The sequence below is a fragment of the Flavobacterium sp. genome, from assembly GCF_046153165.1.
GTDB lineage: Bacteria > Bacteroidota > Bacteroidia > Flavobacteriales > Flavobacteriaceae > Flavobacterium.
The window spans coordinates 1-15,453 of record NZ_JBJXEN010000115.1 but is presented as its reverse complement, the minus strand read 5'-3'; the positions used below and the strand labels follow the sequence as shown (position 1 = coordinate 15,453).

Here is a 15,453-nt window from a genome sequence, read left to right as displayed (position 1 = left end):
GTAATTCGTCTAAAAAAAGGACAAAATGTAGCTTAATATACTAAAAACACTATATTTGTATAACAAAGTTTAATAAAATTATACTATGTCAAAGTTTGGAGAACTAATAAATGCTCAAGTTCCTGTTCTAATCGATTTTTATACAGACTGGAATGAATCTTCACAATCTATGCATCCTGTTATTAAGGATGTTGCTGCTGCACTTGGTGATAAAGCCAAAGTGATAAAAATTGATGTTGACAAAAACCAAGAACTAGCCGAAGCACTTCGTATAAAAGGTTTGCCTACTCTTATGATTTATAAAGACGGACAAATGATGTGGAGACAATCTGGTGAGTTAGATGCAAATTCTATTATTAGCTTAGTTCAAGAACAAATTTAGATTACAAATTTTGTTGTTTTGAGTTCTAATAACAATGAAATCTCAAGAAATCACATCAAACACAAATCCTCTTTCTTTTAAGATTTGAATGGTTTTAGGTAAAGCGTATTCTAAGTTTCGGAATGCTTTTATACTATCATGAAAAACAATAATACTACCAGAAGTTACTTTTTGAGTCGCATTTTCTAGACATTTTTCTTTAGATATTTTTGCATCGAAATCGGCAGTGAGAATATCCCACATAATTATTTTGTAACCTAATTTTCGTAATTTTTTAGATTGTAAAAGTTTTATTTTGCCATAAGGCGGACGGAAAATTTTAGCTTTTATATTTAAAAGTTGCTTTTCACACAGCTCTACATTTTCTATATAATCAGCGGTTGTAGTTTTCCAACCATTTTTGTGATCGAAAGTATGATTTCCTATACCATGTCCGTCATTAATAACTTTATTAAAGATTTCTGGGTGTTTTTGTATGTTGTTACCAATACAGAAAAAAGTCGCTTTAATATTATTTTCTTTCAGAATTCCTAAAACCCATTCTGTTATTTCTGGTGTTGGACCATCATCGAAAGTGAGATAAATTTTGTTCTCCTTATTGGGAATATCCCAAACTTGATTACTAAATAATCGCTTAATGATTTGAGGTGTTTTTATCCAGTAGAAGTTCACGGTTTTTAGAGTTTTGAACTGTGTAATGGTTCTCAACTTTGCACTGGCGCGAAGTTCGGAACCGATTATTTTCTGTTAAAGATAAACATTTTCGGGAAGAAAATTTATGCGGTATAAACAAATTAGCTATTGCGGCAAACTGCTGTTACCAGCCGTTTTATTTATTGAATGCCTTTTTTAATTTTTCAACATATGGGCCAAAATGTTTGTCCTTATCAATTTCTGTTTCCGCCATCCATTCGTTGAATTTCTCAAGATTTTTTTGGCGGTAATATTCTCCTAAAATATTATACGCATTTTCAGCATTATAAGTTTTATCGGCTACTTCTTTCAAAATTTTTTCATAAGTTTCAATTGCATCTTTAAGCTGATTATTATGTATTTGTGAATATAAAAGTTCTTTATAAATGTAAGCGTCTTTTGGTTCGTGCTTAATTGCCTCTTTTAATATAACTATAGCTTTTTGAGATTGATTTAAGCAGTTGTAAGAAAATCCTAATTCAACTCGTAGACCTTTATAGTCAGGATTAATTTTGCTCGCTTTTTCCAAGAAATCCAATGCTTTTTCACATTCTTCCCATCCATTGTACATATAACCCCATTTATATAATCTCTCGATAGAGTTTTCATCTTTTTTATAATATTTGAGCCAATCTGGAAATTTTGAAATTTTCAATTCAGAAAAATGTGATTCAGGAATAATAGCTACTAATCTATTGTTGGGTTCTAATCTAACTTTCATTGAGCCTTCTAATTCTTTCTTTTTAAGAATGAACTTTCCATTATTATCAATTTTGAAGGTTCCTGCATAGTCAAAGGTTAATCCAGCCTGTGAATCTATGTATATAAAACCAAAATTATGAGAACCAATAGAGTCCGCTTCAAAGGCAACCCATTTATCTTCACTTTGTGTAAATTTTGTATTGAAAATTAGTTTTTCTTGAGAAAAGCAATTAAAAGTTAAGAGAAAAAAAATAGTTAAAAGTATGTTCTTCATATGTAAAAGTTGTTTCAAAATGGCTGGTAACGTTCCCGCGCTACACGGAGTTTGGGACTAAATTAAGGCCTATTTTTGGATTTGCCAAATCTTCCAAATACAAAACTATTTTCCCATTAAGCCAATTGCCCAAATTGCTTGTAGCGTGTGTTAGCAGTAGTAATTTCTTCATTTAACCTTGCGGTATAAAATCTATTATTTTTGGTTTCGGAAAGTTTAAAGTGTCCTCGTTAATTGTATATTTTATAAATTCGTCCTTATTAATTTTCAAATCAGAATTGTCCTTTATTTTACTGTAATTTTCTTCAATTCTGTTTTTTTGTAAAGCGGTATATAGTTTCATAATTGATGAATACTCTTTATCATCTTCAATAAAATTGTAGTAATATGTTTTTGAAGTTTCATTTTTGTAATTAATTTTAATTCTTAAAAATGGAGGTGCTTTTATACACCCAATATTTGCAAGATAATTAATTTGGCTTTTAGACTTTTTAGTGAGCTTATTTGTATGATGAATTAAAGAATCAATTATTTTTTTGTCAACAGTTGATTCGAAATATTCTTCTGTTTTATTTGGATGGTAATTACAAGAATAAGTTTTGTTATTTCCATTTTTGTCTATTGCTGAGTATATTTCGCATTCTAGTTTAAATTTTGGTTTAACTTTATTTATAGGCGTTTCAACATTCCAACTATAAGACAAGAATTCAATGTTTTTAATTTCATTTTCATTAGATGAACAGTTAATTAAAATTAATGCAAATAGCCAAGTTAGTTTCTTCATTAGTTCGGTTTTATTACTGCCAACGTTCCCGCGCTAGAAGCAGTTTGGGACTAAATTAAGCCCATTATTCGGATTTGCCAAATCTCCCAAATACAAAACCAACTTCAAATTAAGCCTAATACCCAAATTGCTTGTAGCGTGTGTTAGCAGTAGTGTCTTTATTAATTTAGGTTATTAATTAAAATCCAATTTTCTAAATCTTGATAATATCCAAACAAAACAGTATGATAATCATCGTCCCAAACTTTTCTGTTTTCTAATTTTATTTCTTTCCAATTTTCAATCATTTTATTGTTTGCCTCGAAAAGAATAGGATCAATTTTTTTAAACTCTTCTAATTCTTTTGAATAATCAAATTCAGTATTTGGGTCAGCCAAAATCGCAAATAATTTTCCAATATAAAAGTCTACAGCATTTTGGTTAATTGATGATTGAATCTTATAGTTCTGTTTAAGAGTATAAAGTTCTTCTGACGTGCATTTATTTTCATAAAAGTCTAATAGAAACTTCTCTTTTTCAAATCCTAGATTTAGATAAATTGGAAGCATTTTTATGTGGTCAAGGCAATTTCCCATATGTTCAAGTAATTCTTGTGAAAACATAGATGACAAAATTGAATTTTGTCTTATTGTATTATTTAATCCTCCACTAATAAAGCAATCCTTGCATCTTAAATAAACGTGAAGCATTTCGTGAGTAAATGAACTTTTAGATAAATTATCTTTATCAATATAAAATATCACATTCTTATTTTGTGCAAAACAACCATATTCTTTTGAAAGTGAATCTTCAAAAGATATATTATAATCTTTGGAAATTTCATTCCATAAATTTTGGTTTCTGTAATCTAAAAGTTCTTTCATTTACCGGATTTTTTGGGCATTACTGCCATTTTGTGAAACCGCTGTTATGCGATGGGGCTATTTTAACTATTACTTTGTTTTAACCCTATTTATTGGTATTCGTTAATCTTTAACATAAAAAGGATGGTGTTCGTAATACGGTTTTAGTTCGTCTTCAATGCGCGAAATGAGCTTGACTAATTTCAACTTTGAATTACTTGAAAATTCTAATAGAAACTCATCAAACTTATTATGATAAGTTGCTTGATTAAAAACCACATCTATTTCCATTTCACCAGAATTACTTTGGGCTAAGTGAACTTTTGAGCCATCTTTTTCATATTCAAAATCATTCAATTTCTCTACATTTATTGAACGGAAGTTATGCTTTACTAATTTAAATATATTAAAATTATTTATTTCAAAGGTTTTTGATTTATTTCCATCTTGATATTCCTCTACAACTGTCTTTTCAAGTTTGTCTATTATAATAAATAGTATATAATGATTTTCCCAATTGCTGATTTGCTCATTTTCTTTTACAGTCAATGTCAATGTAGATATTGTTCGAGATAAGATTATGTAATTGGCTTTATCAAGATTAAATCGATTGTGTATCTCTTTCGTTAATTCGGATAAAGATTTTTTCTGTGAGAATCCAGTATGTGAAAGTAAAATTAGCAGAAGTATTTTGATAATTATTTTCATTGGCATGTTGTCAATTTAATTTAGAAATTTCGCAGATAGAATATAGGGTTCAAATTTACCGATTGTTTTCGGCCCTTTCGCATAACGACAAGCGCGCTTTGCGAGGTTGGGGATTAAAGACGCAAGATTTTTCGGTTAAACACAAATTTTCCAAATACAAGACCAACTTTAAATTCAGCCTAAAACCCCAATCTAGCCAAACGGCTGTTACCAGTAGTGCCGTTATTAATCAAACTTTAACCTTCTAATTTCTGCTATTAAATTTGGAATATCTTGTTTTGCATTAGCTATGAAATCATAATCTGATTCGGTTGCTCCAAATAATTCAATATTGTTTCCTCTTTCTACACTCTCTCCAGTCATTATGAAACTTGAACCACTAGACTAGTGTGATCCCTTCCTTCTATGTATGCTTTCCACGAACCTTTTTGAGCTTTGTTGGCTCTTACTTCAATCTTGTTAAGTTCTTCTTCAGTCATATTCTTTTATTTCATTTTTGGAAACGTAGAAAATAGTTTTACCATTGTCATTTTCTACCCAATATTCTATTTCTGGATTTTCAATATTCTTATTCTTCGCATAATCTTTCGCCTCAATTTCTGAATTGAAAATCTCGTATATTTCTGCTCTTTCGCCACCAGTTTTGAAAAACGATAAATCTTTTCGTAAAACATGTCCAGTTTTGAATTCTGCTTGGCCGACAAAAAATTGATTTTCCATTTTTAAGATATTCGTTAAAGTATTACTGGTAACGTTCCGGCGCTACAGGCAGTTTGGGACTAAATTAAGCCCTATTTTCGGATTTGCCAAATCATCCCAAATACAAAACCAACTTTCCATTAAGCCTAAAACCCCAATCTTACCAAACGGCTGTTATGCAAACGGCTTAATATTCTTCCGTAATGCCTTTCGACAATCACATAACATAACAAAAGTAAAACAATTATTAAACAAAATGGGAGCGAAGGCCATATGCTAAAAGGCTTGAAAAATGCTGCTAATAAAAATATAGCTGATAGCGAAAACATAATCCAAGTAAATAGTTTTCTGCTAACTATAGAAGATAATATATTTTGTATCAATACAATTTCAAAAAAGATAAGGATAATATAAGGAAGTATTGCGTCGGTAATTTGTCGGTTGTTTTTTACCACAAACTTTGTTTCTGCAAACTGAAGTGATTCTACAATAATGAAGTACAGTAAAGTTTGGATTAAACTCATTATAATTCCAAGTATAAAAATCCGTTTAATCATATTTTAAATTTCAAAGTTGTTTTTACCACGATTCCAAAGCTGTTGCATAACGTTCTGGCACTACAGCGGGTTTGGGACTAAATTAAGCCCATTATTCGGATTTGCCAAATCATCCAGATACAAAACCAATTTCAAATTAAGCCTAATACCCAAATTGCTTGTAGCGTGTGTTAGCGGTTGTTTTTTCTATTTATTACCATATTTTCCACCATTTCCTTTTTTCAGCGTCTTCATTTTCGGTTTCATTTTTATTAACGATTTCTAACATATTAAAAATTCTTCTTTCGGCTTCTTTTTTAGAAATTCCATTATAATAATCTTTTACAAATGGATGGTCAAAATCTTTATGAGGAATTAATTCTGGTCGTTGTCTATTATTTCGGGTAATTACATCCATAGGAATGCTTTCCGAAAACTCATAATCTATTATGTCATTACAAAGCCAACCAAAATATCCTTTTTCTTCTCTGTCTTTTTTGAAGTTTTTTTCATAATCCACATAACTTTTTTCACTTAAAGAAACCCAAAGTCCGTAATCCAAATCTTCGCAATGGTCATTAACTTTTTGAATTAAAGTACAACGAATAAATCGATCAATTTGGTCAGTATGATTTATTGTGCAAAAATCACTGTCAATATATCCAATGCTTTTTTTTTCTTCTTCTGATAAACAGTTATAATTATCGGGAGAAATAAAAGTTAATGCAGGCCATTCTTCGTGGATTTCTCCACAACAACTGCATTTAAATTTAATGTTTTCTGACATTCTACTTTTAGTTTTTTAGTTTCAGTCGCTCAAAAATAACCACTAACGTTCCGCCGCCACGCCTCGTTGCGGAAAAGCGAACCGCGATTTCTCCAATAAGATAGAATTTTTTCGTGAAGAAAATGTTCCTGCTAACGAAATCGAGCAATGAGGCGTGACGGCAGTTAGGTGGCGTTTTTATTTCCTTTACTCATCACGGCTTGATATGATGTCATTCCTTTTGCCTTTTTCTCCATAACGTCAAGCCAATATTCATCATCAAATATTACTTTTTCGTTTTTGGCAGTTTTAAAGCTTCTGAAAAGATCCGCCACATCGTTATAATTCCAATTTTTAAGTTCATTTATTAGGAATTTTTTTCTGCCAGCTTTAAATTCTAAAAAATAATCTACATTCCTTTTTCCTTGAAATCTTATAGAAACTTTTACTTCATTCAAATCCAGTTCTTTTGAATACTTATTATCGTAATTATAGCCAATAAATCTAATGTTTCCATTTTCAATATTTACTGAAGTCACATAGTTTTTAGACTGAGCAATTGCGATTACTGTTGAAACAATGAAAACTAATAATAAAATCAAAATTCCTCTTAATTTGATTCCATTATTACGTAAAATACGCTCAACAAATAACAATATAATCCAGACTAAAATTATTATAAGTGGAAGCAACCCCTTAATCAAGCGAGCTTTGAATGATAAATATTTTCCTGAAAATTCGATTTTATCCACGAATGTTGTTTAAATGCCGCCTAACGTTCCGCCGCTTCTCGTCAATTGCGAACTTCGGAACTTTTTATTTTCTGTTAAAGATAAAAATTCTTGCGAAACGTGAACGTGAACTTACCACAAAATTCGCAATTGCGAGAAACGGCTGTTGTGTGCTGGTTTAACCTATAATTACTTATCTTCAATAAATTTTGATATTTTATTAAATATGGATTTATAAATGGTTGAATCATTAGGAGAAATTCTTGATGTAACATGATAATTTCTTTGTGTACACGCATTTTTTTCAAGACTGTAGCCTTCAATAATATAGGCAGTTCCATCTAAATATCGTTCATTTTTGCTGACTGGTAGTTCCCAAAAATCTATTTTATCTATCAACGCTTTTACCTCTAACCATTGAGCTTCACTTATTGCAGTTTCACTTTTTTTAACTAGACTATTTATTACAATTTCTTTATGGGTAATTGTATCTTCAAAATATTTAACATAATTTTTAGCTATAATAATGTAATTATCAGAGTTTTTATTTACACGGTAAGTTTTATAGTTTCCAAATGAGCTTAATATTAGGAAACGATATGTTTCTCTATCTAAGGTTTCTAATTCAGGTTCTTTAAGTTTATTCAAAAGTTGAACGAAAGATTTCTCCCTTTTGACTTTCGAGATTATACTATCATTCGATTTTAAAGTTTTAAGATCGATATGACAAATGACTTTTTTTTCACAGCTTGTACATAAAAGCAGAAGTCCTAATAACAGTAAAATTTTCTTCATATATAGAGTTTCAAAACCAGCACACAACATTCTGCCGCTTCTCGTCAGTTGCGAACTTCGGAACGAATTATTTTCTGTTAAAGATAAAATTTCTTGTGAAATGTAAACTTGAATTTACTACAAAATTCGCAATCTTGCCAAACTCCTGTTAGAAGTAGTTTTTTTTTATTTCTACTTTAATAATTTTCCAATGTATTCAAAATCATAATTTTTCAATTGGAAAGGTTCATATTCTTTTTCAATTTCTGCGTTTGGAATGTCTTTTTTTATTATGTTTCCGTTGTAATCTAAATAGTACCAAATATCATTTTTCTTTGCAGTAAATTTATTAATATGATTTTCATTTATCCAACCATGAATATCAAAATCCACTATAAGCGCATCATATTCAAATGGAATAATTATATCATTTTTTGAATTAAGAACTCCAAATTTATTATTTATTTTTCCTTTAATTATTCTATCATTAGAATAATATAATGAATCATAAGAAACAGGAATCATAATTTTACCATTGTGTTTTATTAATCCAATTTTATTGTCTTTTGAAACATAATGTGCTTTTGGTCCATACTCAACCCAACTTGTAATTTTGTCGTAAATCATTGGTATAAGAAAACGATTATTATATTTTAGCACACCAACTTTATTATGTTTTCTGGTTATGAAGTTATCTTTACCTTTTAGATTTTCATAGCAACAGGCGGTATTAATATTATCATACAAGTTTGGTATTACTATCTTGCCATTTTGATTAACTACTCCCCAAAGATTATCAACTTTAGTAAATAAATATTCATCTTGTCTTGATTTACATATAGTATCAAATTTAAAAATTGGATTAATAGTATCTTTCGAGATGGCGAATTTTTTATTATTTTCAATGATATAGTTACAATTGTCAAGTTCTTCTATAATTTTGGTTTGACCATATGTATTTATATAGACAAAAAACAGAATGTATATTGTCTTTAATTTATTTGTCATTTAATTCTCCGTTGTTTTGTATAATTGTGCAAACGCCCCCTACTACAGCAGGTTTGGGACTAAATTAAGCCCTATTTTCGGATTTGCCAAATCATCCCAAATACAAACCAATTTTTCCATTAAGCCTAATACCCAAATTGCTTGTAGCGTGTGTTGGCGGTTCGGTTATTTGGTTTCAATCAGAAGAGGTTTTGCTTCTATTTTATAATAACTAAATATTTCTTTTATTTCATTTTTATTTAATATTGTGCACTTAGTTTCAAATTCAGCTTCTTTTTCATCCATCATTGAACGCATTAATATTAATTTAAAAACTTCCGTTTTTTTATTCAATTCAATCTCAGTTCCATTTTTGGAAACAAACTTTTCATAAGCTTTCAGCATATTAAGCCAAACTTCAATTTCATTGTCAGGATTTTGATCCCGTTTAAAATTTGTAATTGTTTCTTCCAAAGAAATTTTATAGACGTCAGCAAATGATGATTGAATCTTTTTTATTTTCTCAATTTGCTTTTCAGACAATTGTTCGTGGACAATCTCATTTTGAACGAGTTCATTTGCATTTACACTTTTAACACTTTCTTTTTCCGATTTTGCTTTACGATAATATGCCAAAACAAATATGCCCAACAGAAAAATTGAAATGTAGATTATTTGATTCATTTTGATTTTCATTAAACTTTATTTTCTGTTATACGTTTTCTGTAGCTTGTAACTGACCGCCAACTTGTAAATAGTCACTATAAAGTAGCGTGTATACACCCAAATACGGTTAGATTGGCGCTATTTTTTTATTTTTTACTTCTCAAAAATAATGCTTTTATCTTATAAATCATCAAAGGGACTTTTTATTTGTTGCCATGATTTTGTGCTTATATGTTTAGAAAACATAATTATTATTAAGGTTTAATTTTTTGTGATAAAAAAATATTTTTTCATTAAATTATCACAAGTCTGTGATAAAATAATTATTTTCATAAAAATTATCACAACATAAAAACACCACAAAAAAATGCAGTTATTTGTTCCTCAGTTAGTGTATTCCTCCAATTTGTAAAGTGGAATGTATTGTTTTAATTCTATTCTGTTTGCGAAGTTGTGGCGATTGCCTCTTAGATAATTAACATTTACTTCTCCTATTTTTTTCAGAAATAGAGCTTATCAATTTTAAAATTTTCGGCGTTATATCATAAGGCGGCTTAATTGATACTATCAAAAGTTGTCTTTTCTTTTAATTTTTAAAATTATTAGCACAAACACTTCTTGTTTTGTAACTGTTGAATATTAAAAAAAATAAATTTCTTATGATATAACTAACTTTAAATTAAACAAAAAATGTAATATCCCAAACCTGATTACTATATAATCGTTTGATGATTTGAGGTGTTTTTATATTATACACTTTCATCAAACATGATTTCGTCTGAACTGCCTATTTTATACAAAGGTTTTTCAATGGGTAATGTAAAATAAAAAGATGAACCTTCTCCTTCTGTACTTTCTACCCATATTTCACCATCATTTTTTTCTAAAAACCCTTTTACTAATAATAAACCAATTCCAGCTCCTTTATCCTTTTTTCTTGTTTCTGAAAGTGTCTTTATTTGAGGAGTAAAAAGTTTTTCCATTATTTCTTTAGACATTCCAATTCCGGTATCTTTAACCTGAACAATAATTTTATCCTCTTTACTTTTTGCCGAAACTGTTATTTCTCCTCCTTTTTCTGTATGTTTTATTGCATTTGAAACAATATTTTGGATTATGGAAATTAACATTTTACCATCTGCAAATACTGAAGTGTCTGCTTCAATTTCGTGATGAAGATTTATTGCATTTATAGAAGTAGTTTCGTTTAAAGTTTCAAAAACTTTATCAATATATTCGACTAATTTTATTTTTGTTGGAGAGAATGTATCCGATGCATATTTTATTCTCGCCCATTCTACTAAATAATCTAACATATCTAATTCATCTGTTGATGATTTATAAAGTAAGTCTAGCATTTGCTGAACAGCACTAGGCTTCATTCTATGAAAATTTTCTTTTAAATATTTTGCAGTTCCAATAATAGCTGATAAAGGACTTCTTAAATCATGAGAAAGTATTGCCATAACACTCTCTTTGTGGGTATTAAGTTCTTCCAACTCTCTAATATATTTTTTTATAGCATCTTCCGATTGCTTCCTATCTGTTAAGTCTCGTAAAATTTTAACATAGCCCAACATTTCCCCATCTAAACCAATTAATGGAAATACCAAGCCATAAGCATAAAATAGGCTCTTGTCTTTAGCAATGTGCCATCTGTTATCCGTTGCTCGGCCTTCTTTTAAAGCTATTTCGATTTCTCTTTTTGGAATACCATTTTTTAAATCTTCTTCTGTAAATATTAAATCGAATGATTCTCCAATAACTTCCTCTGTTTCGTAACCAAATATTTTTGTAGATCCAGAACTCCAACTATTTATGATAAATTCTTTATCTAATGTAAAAATAGAATAATCTTGTAAGCTGTCAATTATCTGACTATAAAACTCAGTCGTTGGTATATATTTGTTTTTGAGGATTTTAGGATTCTCTTCTTTCTTATCCATTAGATTTGTTTTAGTTGTTTATTAGTGTTTCTACCCCATTACATATAACGAGCGCTCGCTTTATACTTTTCTCGATTTTGCGAAAATTTATATCTATTGGGACAGGTGTTCGCCTCTTTTTCCTAATATGTAAATTGCTGTATAACTGTACAAATATACCACAAAAAAAATGCAGTTATTTTTACAACAACTGCATTTTATAATAATCAATCCCGATAGCTATAGGGACTAATAATCTACTCCATATCTCTACCAAAACGATCAAAACGTTTATTGTAGCTATTAAAGGTTGCTTTTTCAGTATTATAAAAATCAGTGTCTTTATTGTTTTTCATAATTTCTAACAAACCTCTGTATCTTTCTATATTAGTGATAACATCGATAGCATTTTCGTTTTGTTCGCTAGCTTTTGTTTGGCTAAAATATTTTAGTTCGTCTTGGTATTTTGCTTCTAGTTGTTTGAGCAAAGTACGTGCTTTTTGTGTTTCGCCTATTTTATAATAACCATCGGCAAAAGGGTCGACCATACTATAAAACTCATAATAATCTAAAGGAAGTTTGGTTAGTGCTAATTCGATTATTTTTTTAGCTTTATCATTTTTCCCTTCGGCAATTAACTGATTCATTAATCTTGTTAAATTGGTACGATACGAAATACTATTTTTTCTAGTCTCTGGATCGTGGTATATTTTTGTGCTTTCGCCATTACCCCAATCTAGTTTCATCATGATGTCATACATTTTATCGGCATCAATGTCTCCCATTTCATAACCTGAAGCATCTTTGTCTAGTGGAGTTCTTACAGGAACTAGTTTGTACACCATTCCGTTAAGCTGTAAGTATTCTTTCATCCAGATATAATCATCATCTGCAAAAGCGCCTGGAGAGAAATATATAGGGCGTTTCCAGTTGTTGTTTCTTACAATGTCTAACATCATGAGGCGATTTTTGTATAAAGCATCTCCTTTTATATCAACATCTATGTAAGGAACTATTGAATCATTGTATTTTGGACTAACAACTTTGTTTGCTATCACTACATTTTTATCGACAGGAATTCTAATTTTATTACTTGGATAAAACTGAATTTTCTGGCCATTTTTCATCTCGATTAATGTTCTAGGATCATCGCTAGAAACAAAATCCATAAATTCTTTTACATCGAGTCTTGCATCAGTTTTTTGATCAAAAACTAAATAATCTCGTTTTCCGTCAACATAATCTTTGTGTGAAAACGAAATAGGAACTGGTTCAGAATCATAAGCTTTGGCCTTCATTTGATCGATATACCAGTCCGTCATTAATAAACTGGTGTTTACAATGCGTACATCTGTTCTATATCCTTCAATTTCTTGTAAGTACCAAATAGGGAAAGTATCGTTGTCACCAATAGTGAATAAAATAGCATTTTTGTCACAAGAATCTAAATAAGCTCTTGCCGATGAAACTGCTGTATATTTTCCTGAACGATCATGATCATCCCAGTTTTGAGTCGCCATAAGTATTGGTGCCGCAAAAAGACAAGCTGTTATAACTACTGGTACCGCAACTTTAGGTTGAATGTATGATTTTAGAAAATCGTAAATGGCATAAACGCCAATTCCTATCCAAATAGCAAATACATAAAAGGAACCTACAAGTGCATAATCTCGCTCCCGAGGTTCGAAAGGTCGTTCGTTAAGATAAATTTTAAGTGCTAAACCTGTAAATAAAAACAGTGCTAAAACAACATAAAAGCTCTTAATGTCTTTTTTGGCATGGAAGAAAAACCCAATAAGTCCGATGATAAACGGTAAGAAAAAATAAGTATTTCTAGCTTTGTTATTTTTCCATTCTGCTGGAAGATTTTCTTGAGAACCTAATCTTATATCGTCTATAAAAGGAATTCCACTTAACCAATTGCCATCTAAAGAAGTATATTCTCCTTGTTTGTCATTTTGTCTTCCAACGAAATTCCACATTAGATATCTCCAATACATATATCCAAATTGATATTGAACCATAAACGTTAGATTGTCTATAGTCGTTGGTTTGTCTATATCAAGATACTGACCATAGGCTTTCAGGAATTTTTCGTAATCTTCTATTTCTAATTTTCCAGAAGCATAAGAAGATCTAAATTCAGCGACAATGTCAGTCAATTCTTTTTCTTCGGCATATTCTGGTTTTATTCTAAAAGTAAGCACATTTGTAAACTTCATGTAGTTTTCTGCATGATCAGAGCTCCACATTCTTGGTAAAATGGCTTTGTGTTTGTCATCGGTATTTTGACTGCCATTTTTATAATTGTTTACAATTACATATTCTCCTTTTTTGTAATCACGTTCGTAATTTGGTTTTTCGTCTGTGTACGGATTGTCTTCATCTAATCCTGCATAAGTATCAGAAAATTGAGGTCCATAAAACAAAGGATTCACACCATATTGCTCACGGTTATAGTAGGCTAAAACTTCACGTGCATCAGAAGGTTTGTTTTCGTTAATAGGAGTATTTGCATTAGCACGAATAGGCAACATCATCCATGTAGAAAAACCTAACATGATAAATAGCACACAAAGAATTAAAGTATTATAAAGAACTTTTCCTTTTTCTCGAGTGTATTTTAATCCGAAATAAAACAATGCGATAAGAAGTAATGTAACGAATATTGTTCCTGAATCGAAAGGCAAACCTAAACTATTTACCATAAAAACTTCGGTAGCACCAAAGAAAATCATTGTCCAAGGCAATAACAATTTGAATATAAAAAGTAAAACAGCCACCACAACAAAATTGGCGATGATAAAACTTTTTACAGTAATATTTTTATAATTTTTAAAATAATATAAAAACCCAATTGAAGGAATAGTTAATAATGCCATGAAGTGAACCCCAAAAGACAATCCGACTACTAATGATATTATTAATAACCATTTGTTACCACGTTCGGTATGCATTTCTTCTTCCCAACGTAATCCGAGCCAAAAAAGCAATGCAATAAGCAATGTTGCCATAGCATAAACTTCTGCCTCGACAGCATTAAACCAAAAACTATCTGAGAAAGCAAAGGCTAAAGACCCTACAAAAGCGCTTCCTAGAATAACTATCGAATTGTTTTTATTAAGTTCAGTAAATCCAGAAACTATTTTTCTTAAAATAATTGAAGTAGACCAAAACAAAAATAAAATAGTAAAAGCACTAGAAAAGACGGACATCATGTTTACCATTAAGGCAATATGCTGTTTATCTATAGCGAACATCGCAAAAAACGCACCTATCATTTGAAATAAAGGCGCTCCTGGCGGATGCCCAACTTCTAAATTTGCTGCCGTGGCAATATATTCGCCACAATCCCAAAAACTCATTGTAGGTTCTACAGTAAGTGAATAGACTATAAGAGCGATAAAAAAGGTAAGCCAACCAAGGGCTGTGTTCCATTTATTGAAATTGAAAGACATAAATTTTTGGTATAAATATTACCCTACAAAGAAACTATTTTTTTATCTAAACAAAAGGTTAAAAATAAAATTTTAATTTTTTTTGATAAAAACCTTGCAGAAAATAAATATTGTAGTAAATTTGCACTCGCAATAAAGAATTATTGCAGCTTTATTGGTCTATGGTGTAATGGTAACACAACTGTTTTTGGTGCAGTCTTTCAAGGTTCGAGTCCTTGTAGACCAACAAAAAACCCTTCAGAAATGAAGGGTTTTTTCGTTTATAATTATTTCTGAAAATACTATTTAGAATTTGCCATAAATTCTTCTGCTTTTTCGACCATATTATAGCTTCCACAGAAAAAAGGAACACGTTGGTGCAATTCCGTCGGTTGAATCTCCATGATACGGTTATAACCATCAGAAGCTTTTCCGCCAGCTTGCTCTGCAATAAATGCCATTGGGCTACATTCATAAAGTAAACGCAATTTCCCTTTTGGTGCTTTCGAACTCGTTGGGTAAATGTATATTCCGCCTTTTATCATAT

The 15,453-nt window shown here is 30.3% G+C and carries 15 protein-coding genes, 1 tRNA gene and 2 pseudogenes; 2 read left to right on the top strand and 16 right to left on the bottom strand.

Translation table 11 applies throughout. The annotated features are described in order from the left end of the window. Positions 1-85: 85 nt before the first annotated feature. The gene (locus ACKVOV_RS13690) at positions 86-382 is read left to right on the top strand and encodes a thioredoxin family protein (protein ID WP_348075458.1); all 297 of its coding nucleotides are present in this window, start codon (positions 86-88) and stop codon (positions 380-382) included. Positions 383-424: 42 nt separating this feature from the next. Here the strand turns inward: ACKVOV_RS13690 and ACKVOV_RS13685 are convergent, their stop codons facing one another. The 15 genes and pseudogenes from ACKVOV_RS13685 to ACKVOV_RS13615 form a co-directional block, all read right to left on the bottom strand. After that, positions 425-1,054: a polysaccharide deacetylase family protein gene (locus tag ACKVOV_RS13685; protein ID WP_409207317.1), complete on the bottom strand. Its 630-nt coding sequence runs from the start codon at positions 1,052-1,054 to the stop codon at positions 425-427. Positions 1,055-1,211: 157 nt separating this feature from the next. Then, a complete protein-coding gene (locus ACKVOV_RS13680; protein WP_409207316.1) occupies positions 1,212-2,051 on the bottom strand; it encodes a tetratricopeptide repeat protein in 840 nt (279 codons plus the stop codon). Between the two features lie 172 nt (positions 2,052-2,223). Beyond that, positions 2,224-2,835: a hypothetical protein gene (locus tag ACKVOV_RS13675; protein ID WP_409207315.1), complete on the bottom strand. Its 612-nt coding sequence runs from the start codon at positions 2,833-2,835 to the stop codon at positions 2,224-2,226. Between the two features lie 161 nt (positions 2,836-2,996). After that, entirely contained in the window at positions 2,997-3,698 is a 702-nt protein-coding gene (locus ACKVOV_RS13670; RefSeq protein WP_409207314.1) for a hypothetical protein, read from the bottom strand. A gap of 102 nt (positions 3,699-3,800) precedes the next feature. Then, entirely contained in the window at positions 3,801-4,385 is a 585-nt protein-coding gene (locus ACKVOV_RS13665) for a hypothetical protein (protein ID WP_409207313.1), read from the bottom strand. 225 nt (positions 4,386-4,610) lie between these two features. Continuing rightward, the gene (locus ACKVOV_RS13660; protein ID WP_409207312.1) at positions 4,611-4,748 is read right to left on the bottom strand and encodes a hypothetical protein; all 138 of its coding nucleotides are present in this window, start codon (positions 4,746-4,748) and stop codon (positions 4,611-4,613) included. 108 nt (positions 4,749-4,856) lie between these two features. Next, on the bottom strand, positions 4,857-5,105 hold the full coding sequence (locus ACKVOV_RS13655) for a hypothetical protein (RefSeq protein WP_409207311.1): 249 nt from the start codon (positions 5,103-5,105) through the stop codon (positions 4,857-4,859). Positions 5,106-5,834: 729 nt separating this feature from the next. Further along, entirely contained in the window at positions 5,835-6,407 is a 573-nt protein-coding gene (locus ACKVOV_RS13650; protein WP_409207310.1) for a DUF2199 domain-containing protein, read from the bottom strand. Between the two features lie 164 nt (positions 6,408-6,571). Then, positions 6,572-7,138: a hypothetical protein gene (locus ACKVOV_RS13645; RefSeq protein WP_409207309.1), complete on the bottom strand. Its 567-nt coding sequence runs from the start codon at positions 7,136-7,138 to the stop codon at positions 6,572-6,574. Between the two features lie 168 nt (positions 7,139-7,306). Next, positions 7,307-7,765, bottom strand: a complete 459-nt coding sequence (locus ACKVOV_RS13640) for a hypothetical protein (protein WP_409207308.1) — start codon at positions 7,763-7,765, stop codon at positions 7,307-7,309. A gap of 318 nt (positions 7,766-8,083) precedes the next feature. Next, positions 8,084-8,899 carry a WG repeat-containing protein gene (locus ACKVOV_RS13635; RefSeq protein ID WP_409207307.1) on the bottom strand — a complete coding sequence of 272 codons (816 nt, stop codon included), beginning with the start codon at positions 8,897-8,899 and terminating at the stop codon, positions 8,084-8,086. Between the two features lie 165 nt (positions 8,900-9,064). Continuing rightward, positions 9,065-9,562 carry a hypothetical protein gene (locus ACKVOV_RS13630; protein WP_409207306.1) on the bottom strand — a complete coding sequence of 166 codons (498 nt, stop codon included), beginning with the start codon at positions 9,560-9,562 and terminating at the stop codon, positions 9,065-9,067. 350 nt (positions 9,563-9,912) lie between these two features. Continuing rightward, positions 9,913-10,103, bottom strand: a pseudogene (locus ACKVOV_RS13625) (Fic family protein); the annotation flags it as partial. Positions 10,104-10,293: 190 nt separating this feature from the next. Continuing rightward, a complete protein-coding gene (locus tag ACKVOV_RS13620; RefSeq protein WP_409207305.1) occupies positions 10,294-11,490 on the bottom strand; it encodes an ATP-binding protein in 1,197 nt (398 codons plus the stop codon). Positions 11,491-11,726: 236 nt separating this feature from the next. Continuing rightward, the gene (locus ACKVOV_RS13615) at positions 11,727-14,927 is read right to left on the bottom strand and encodes a DUF2723 domain-containing protein (RefSeq protein ID WP_409207304.1); all 3,201 of its coding nucleotides are present in this window, start codon (positions 14,925-14,927) and stop codon (positions 11,727-11,729) included. A gap of 155 nt (positions 14,928-15,082) precedes the next feature. On the opposite strand from ACKVOV_RS13615, the gene ACKVOV_RS13610 reads away from it, so the two are divergent. Then, positions 15,083-15,153, top strand: a tRNA-Gln gene (locus ACKVOV_RS13610). A 55-nt stretch (positions 15,154-15,208) separates the two neighbouring features. Here ACKVOV_RS13610 and ACKVOV_RS13605 read toward each other — a convergent pair. Further along, positions 15,209-15,453: pseudogene (locus tag ACKVOV_RS13605) on the bottom strand (fructose-bisphosphatase class I); the annotation flags it as partial.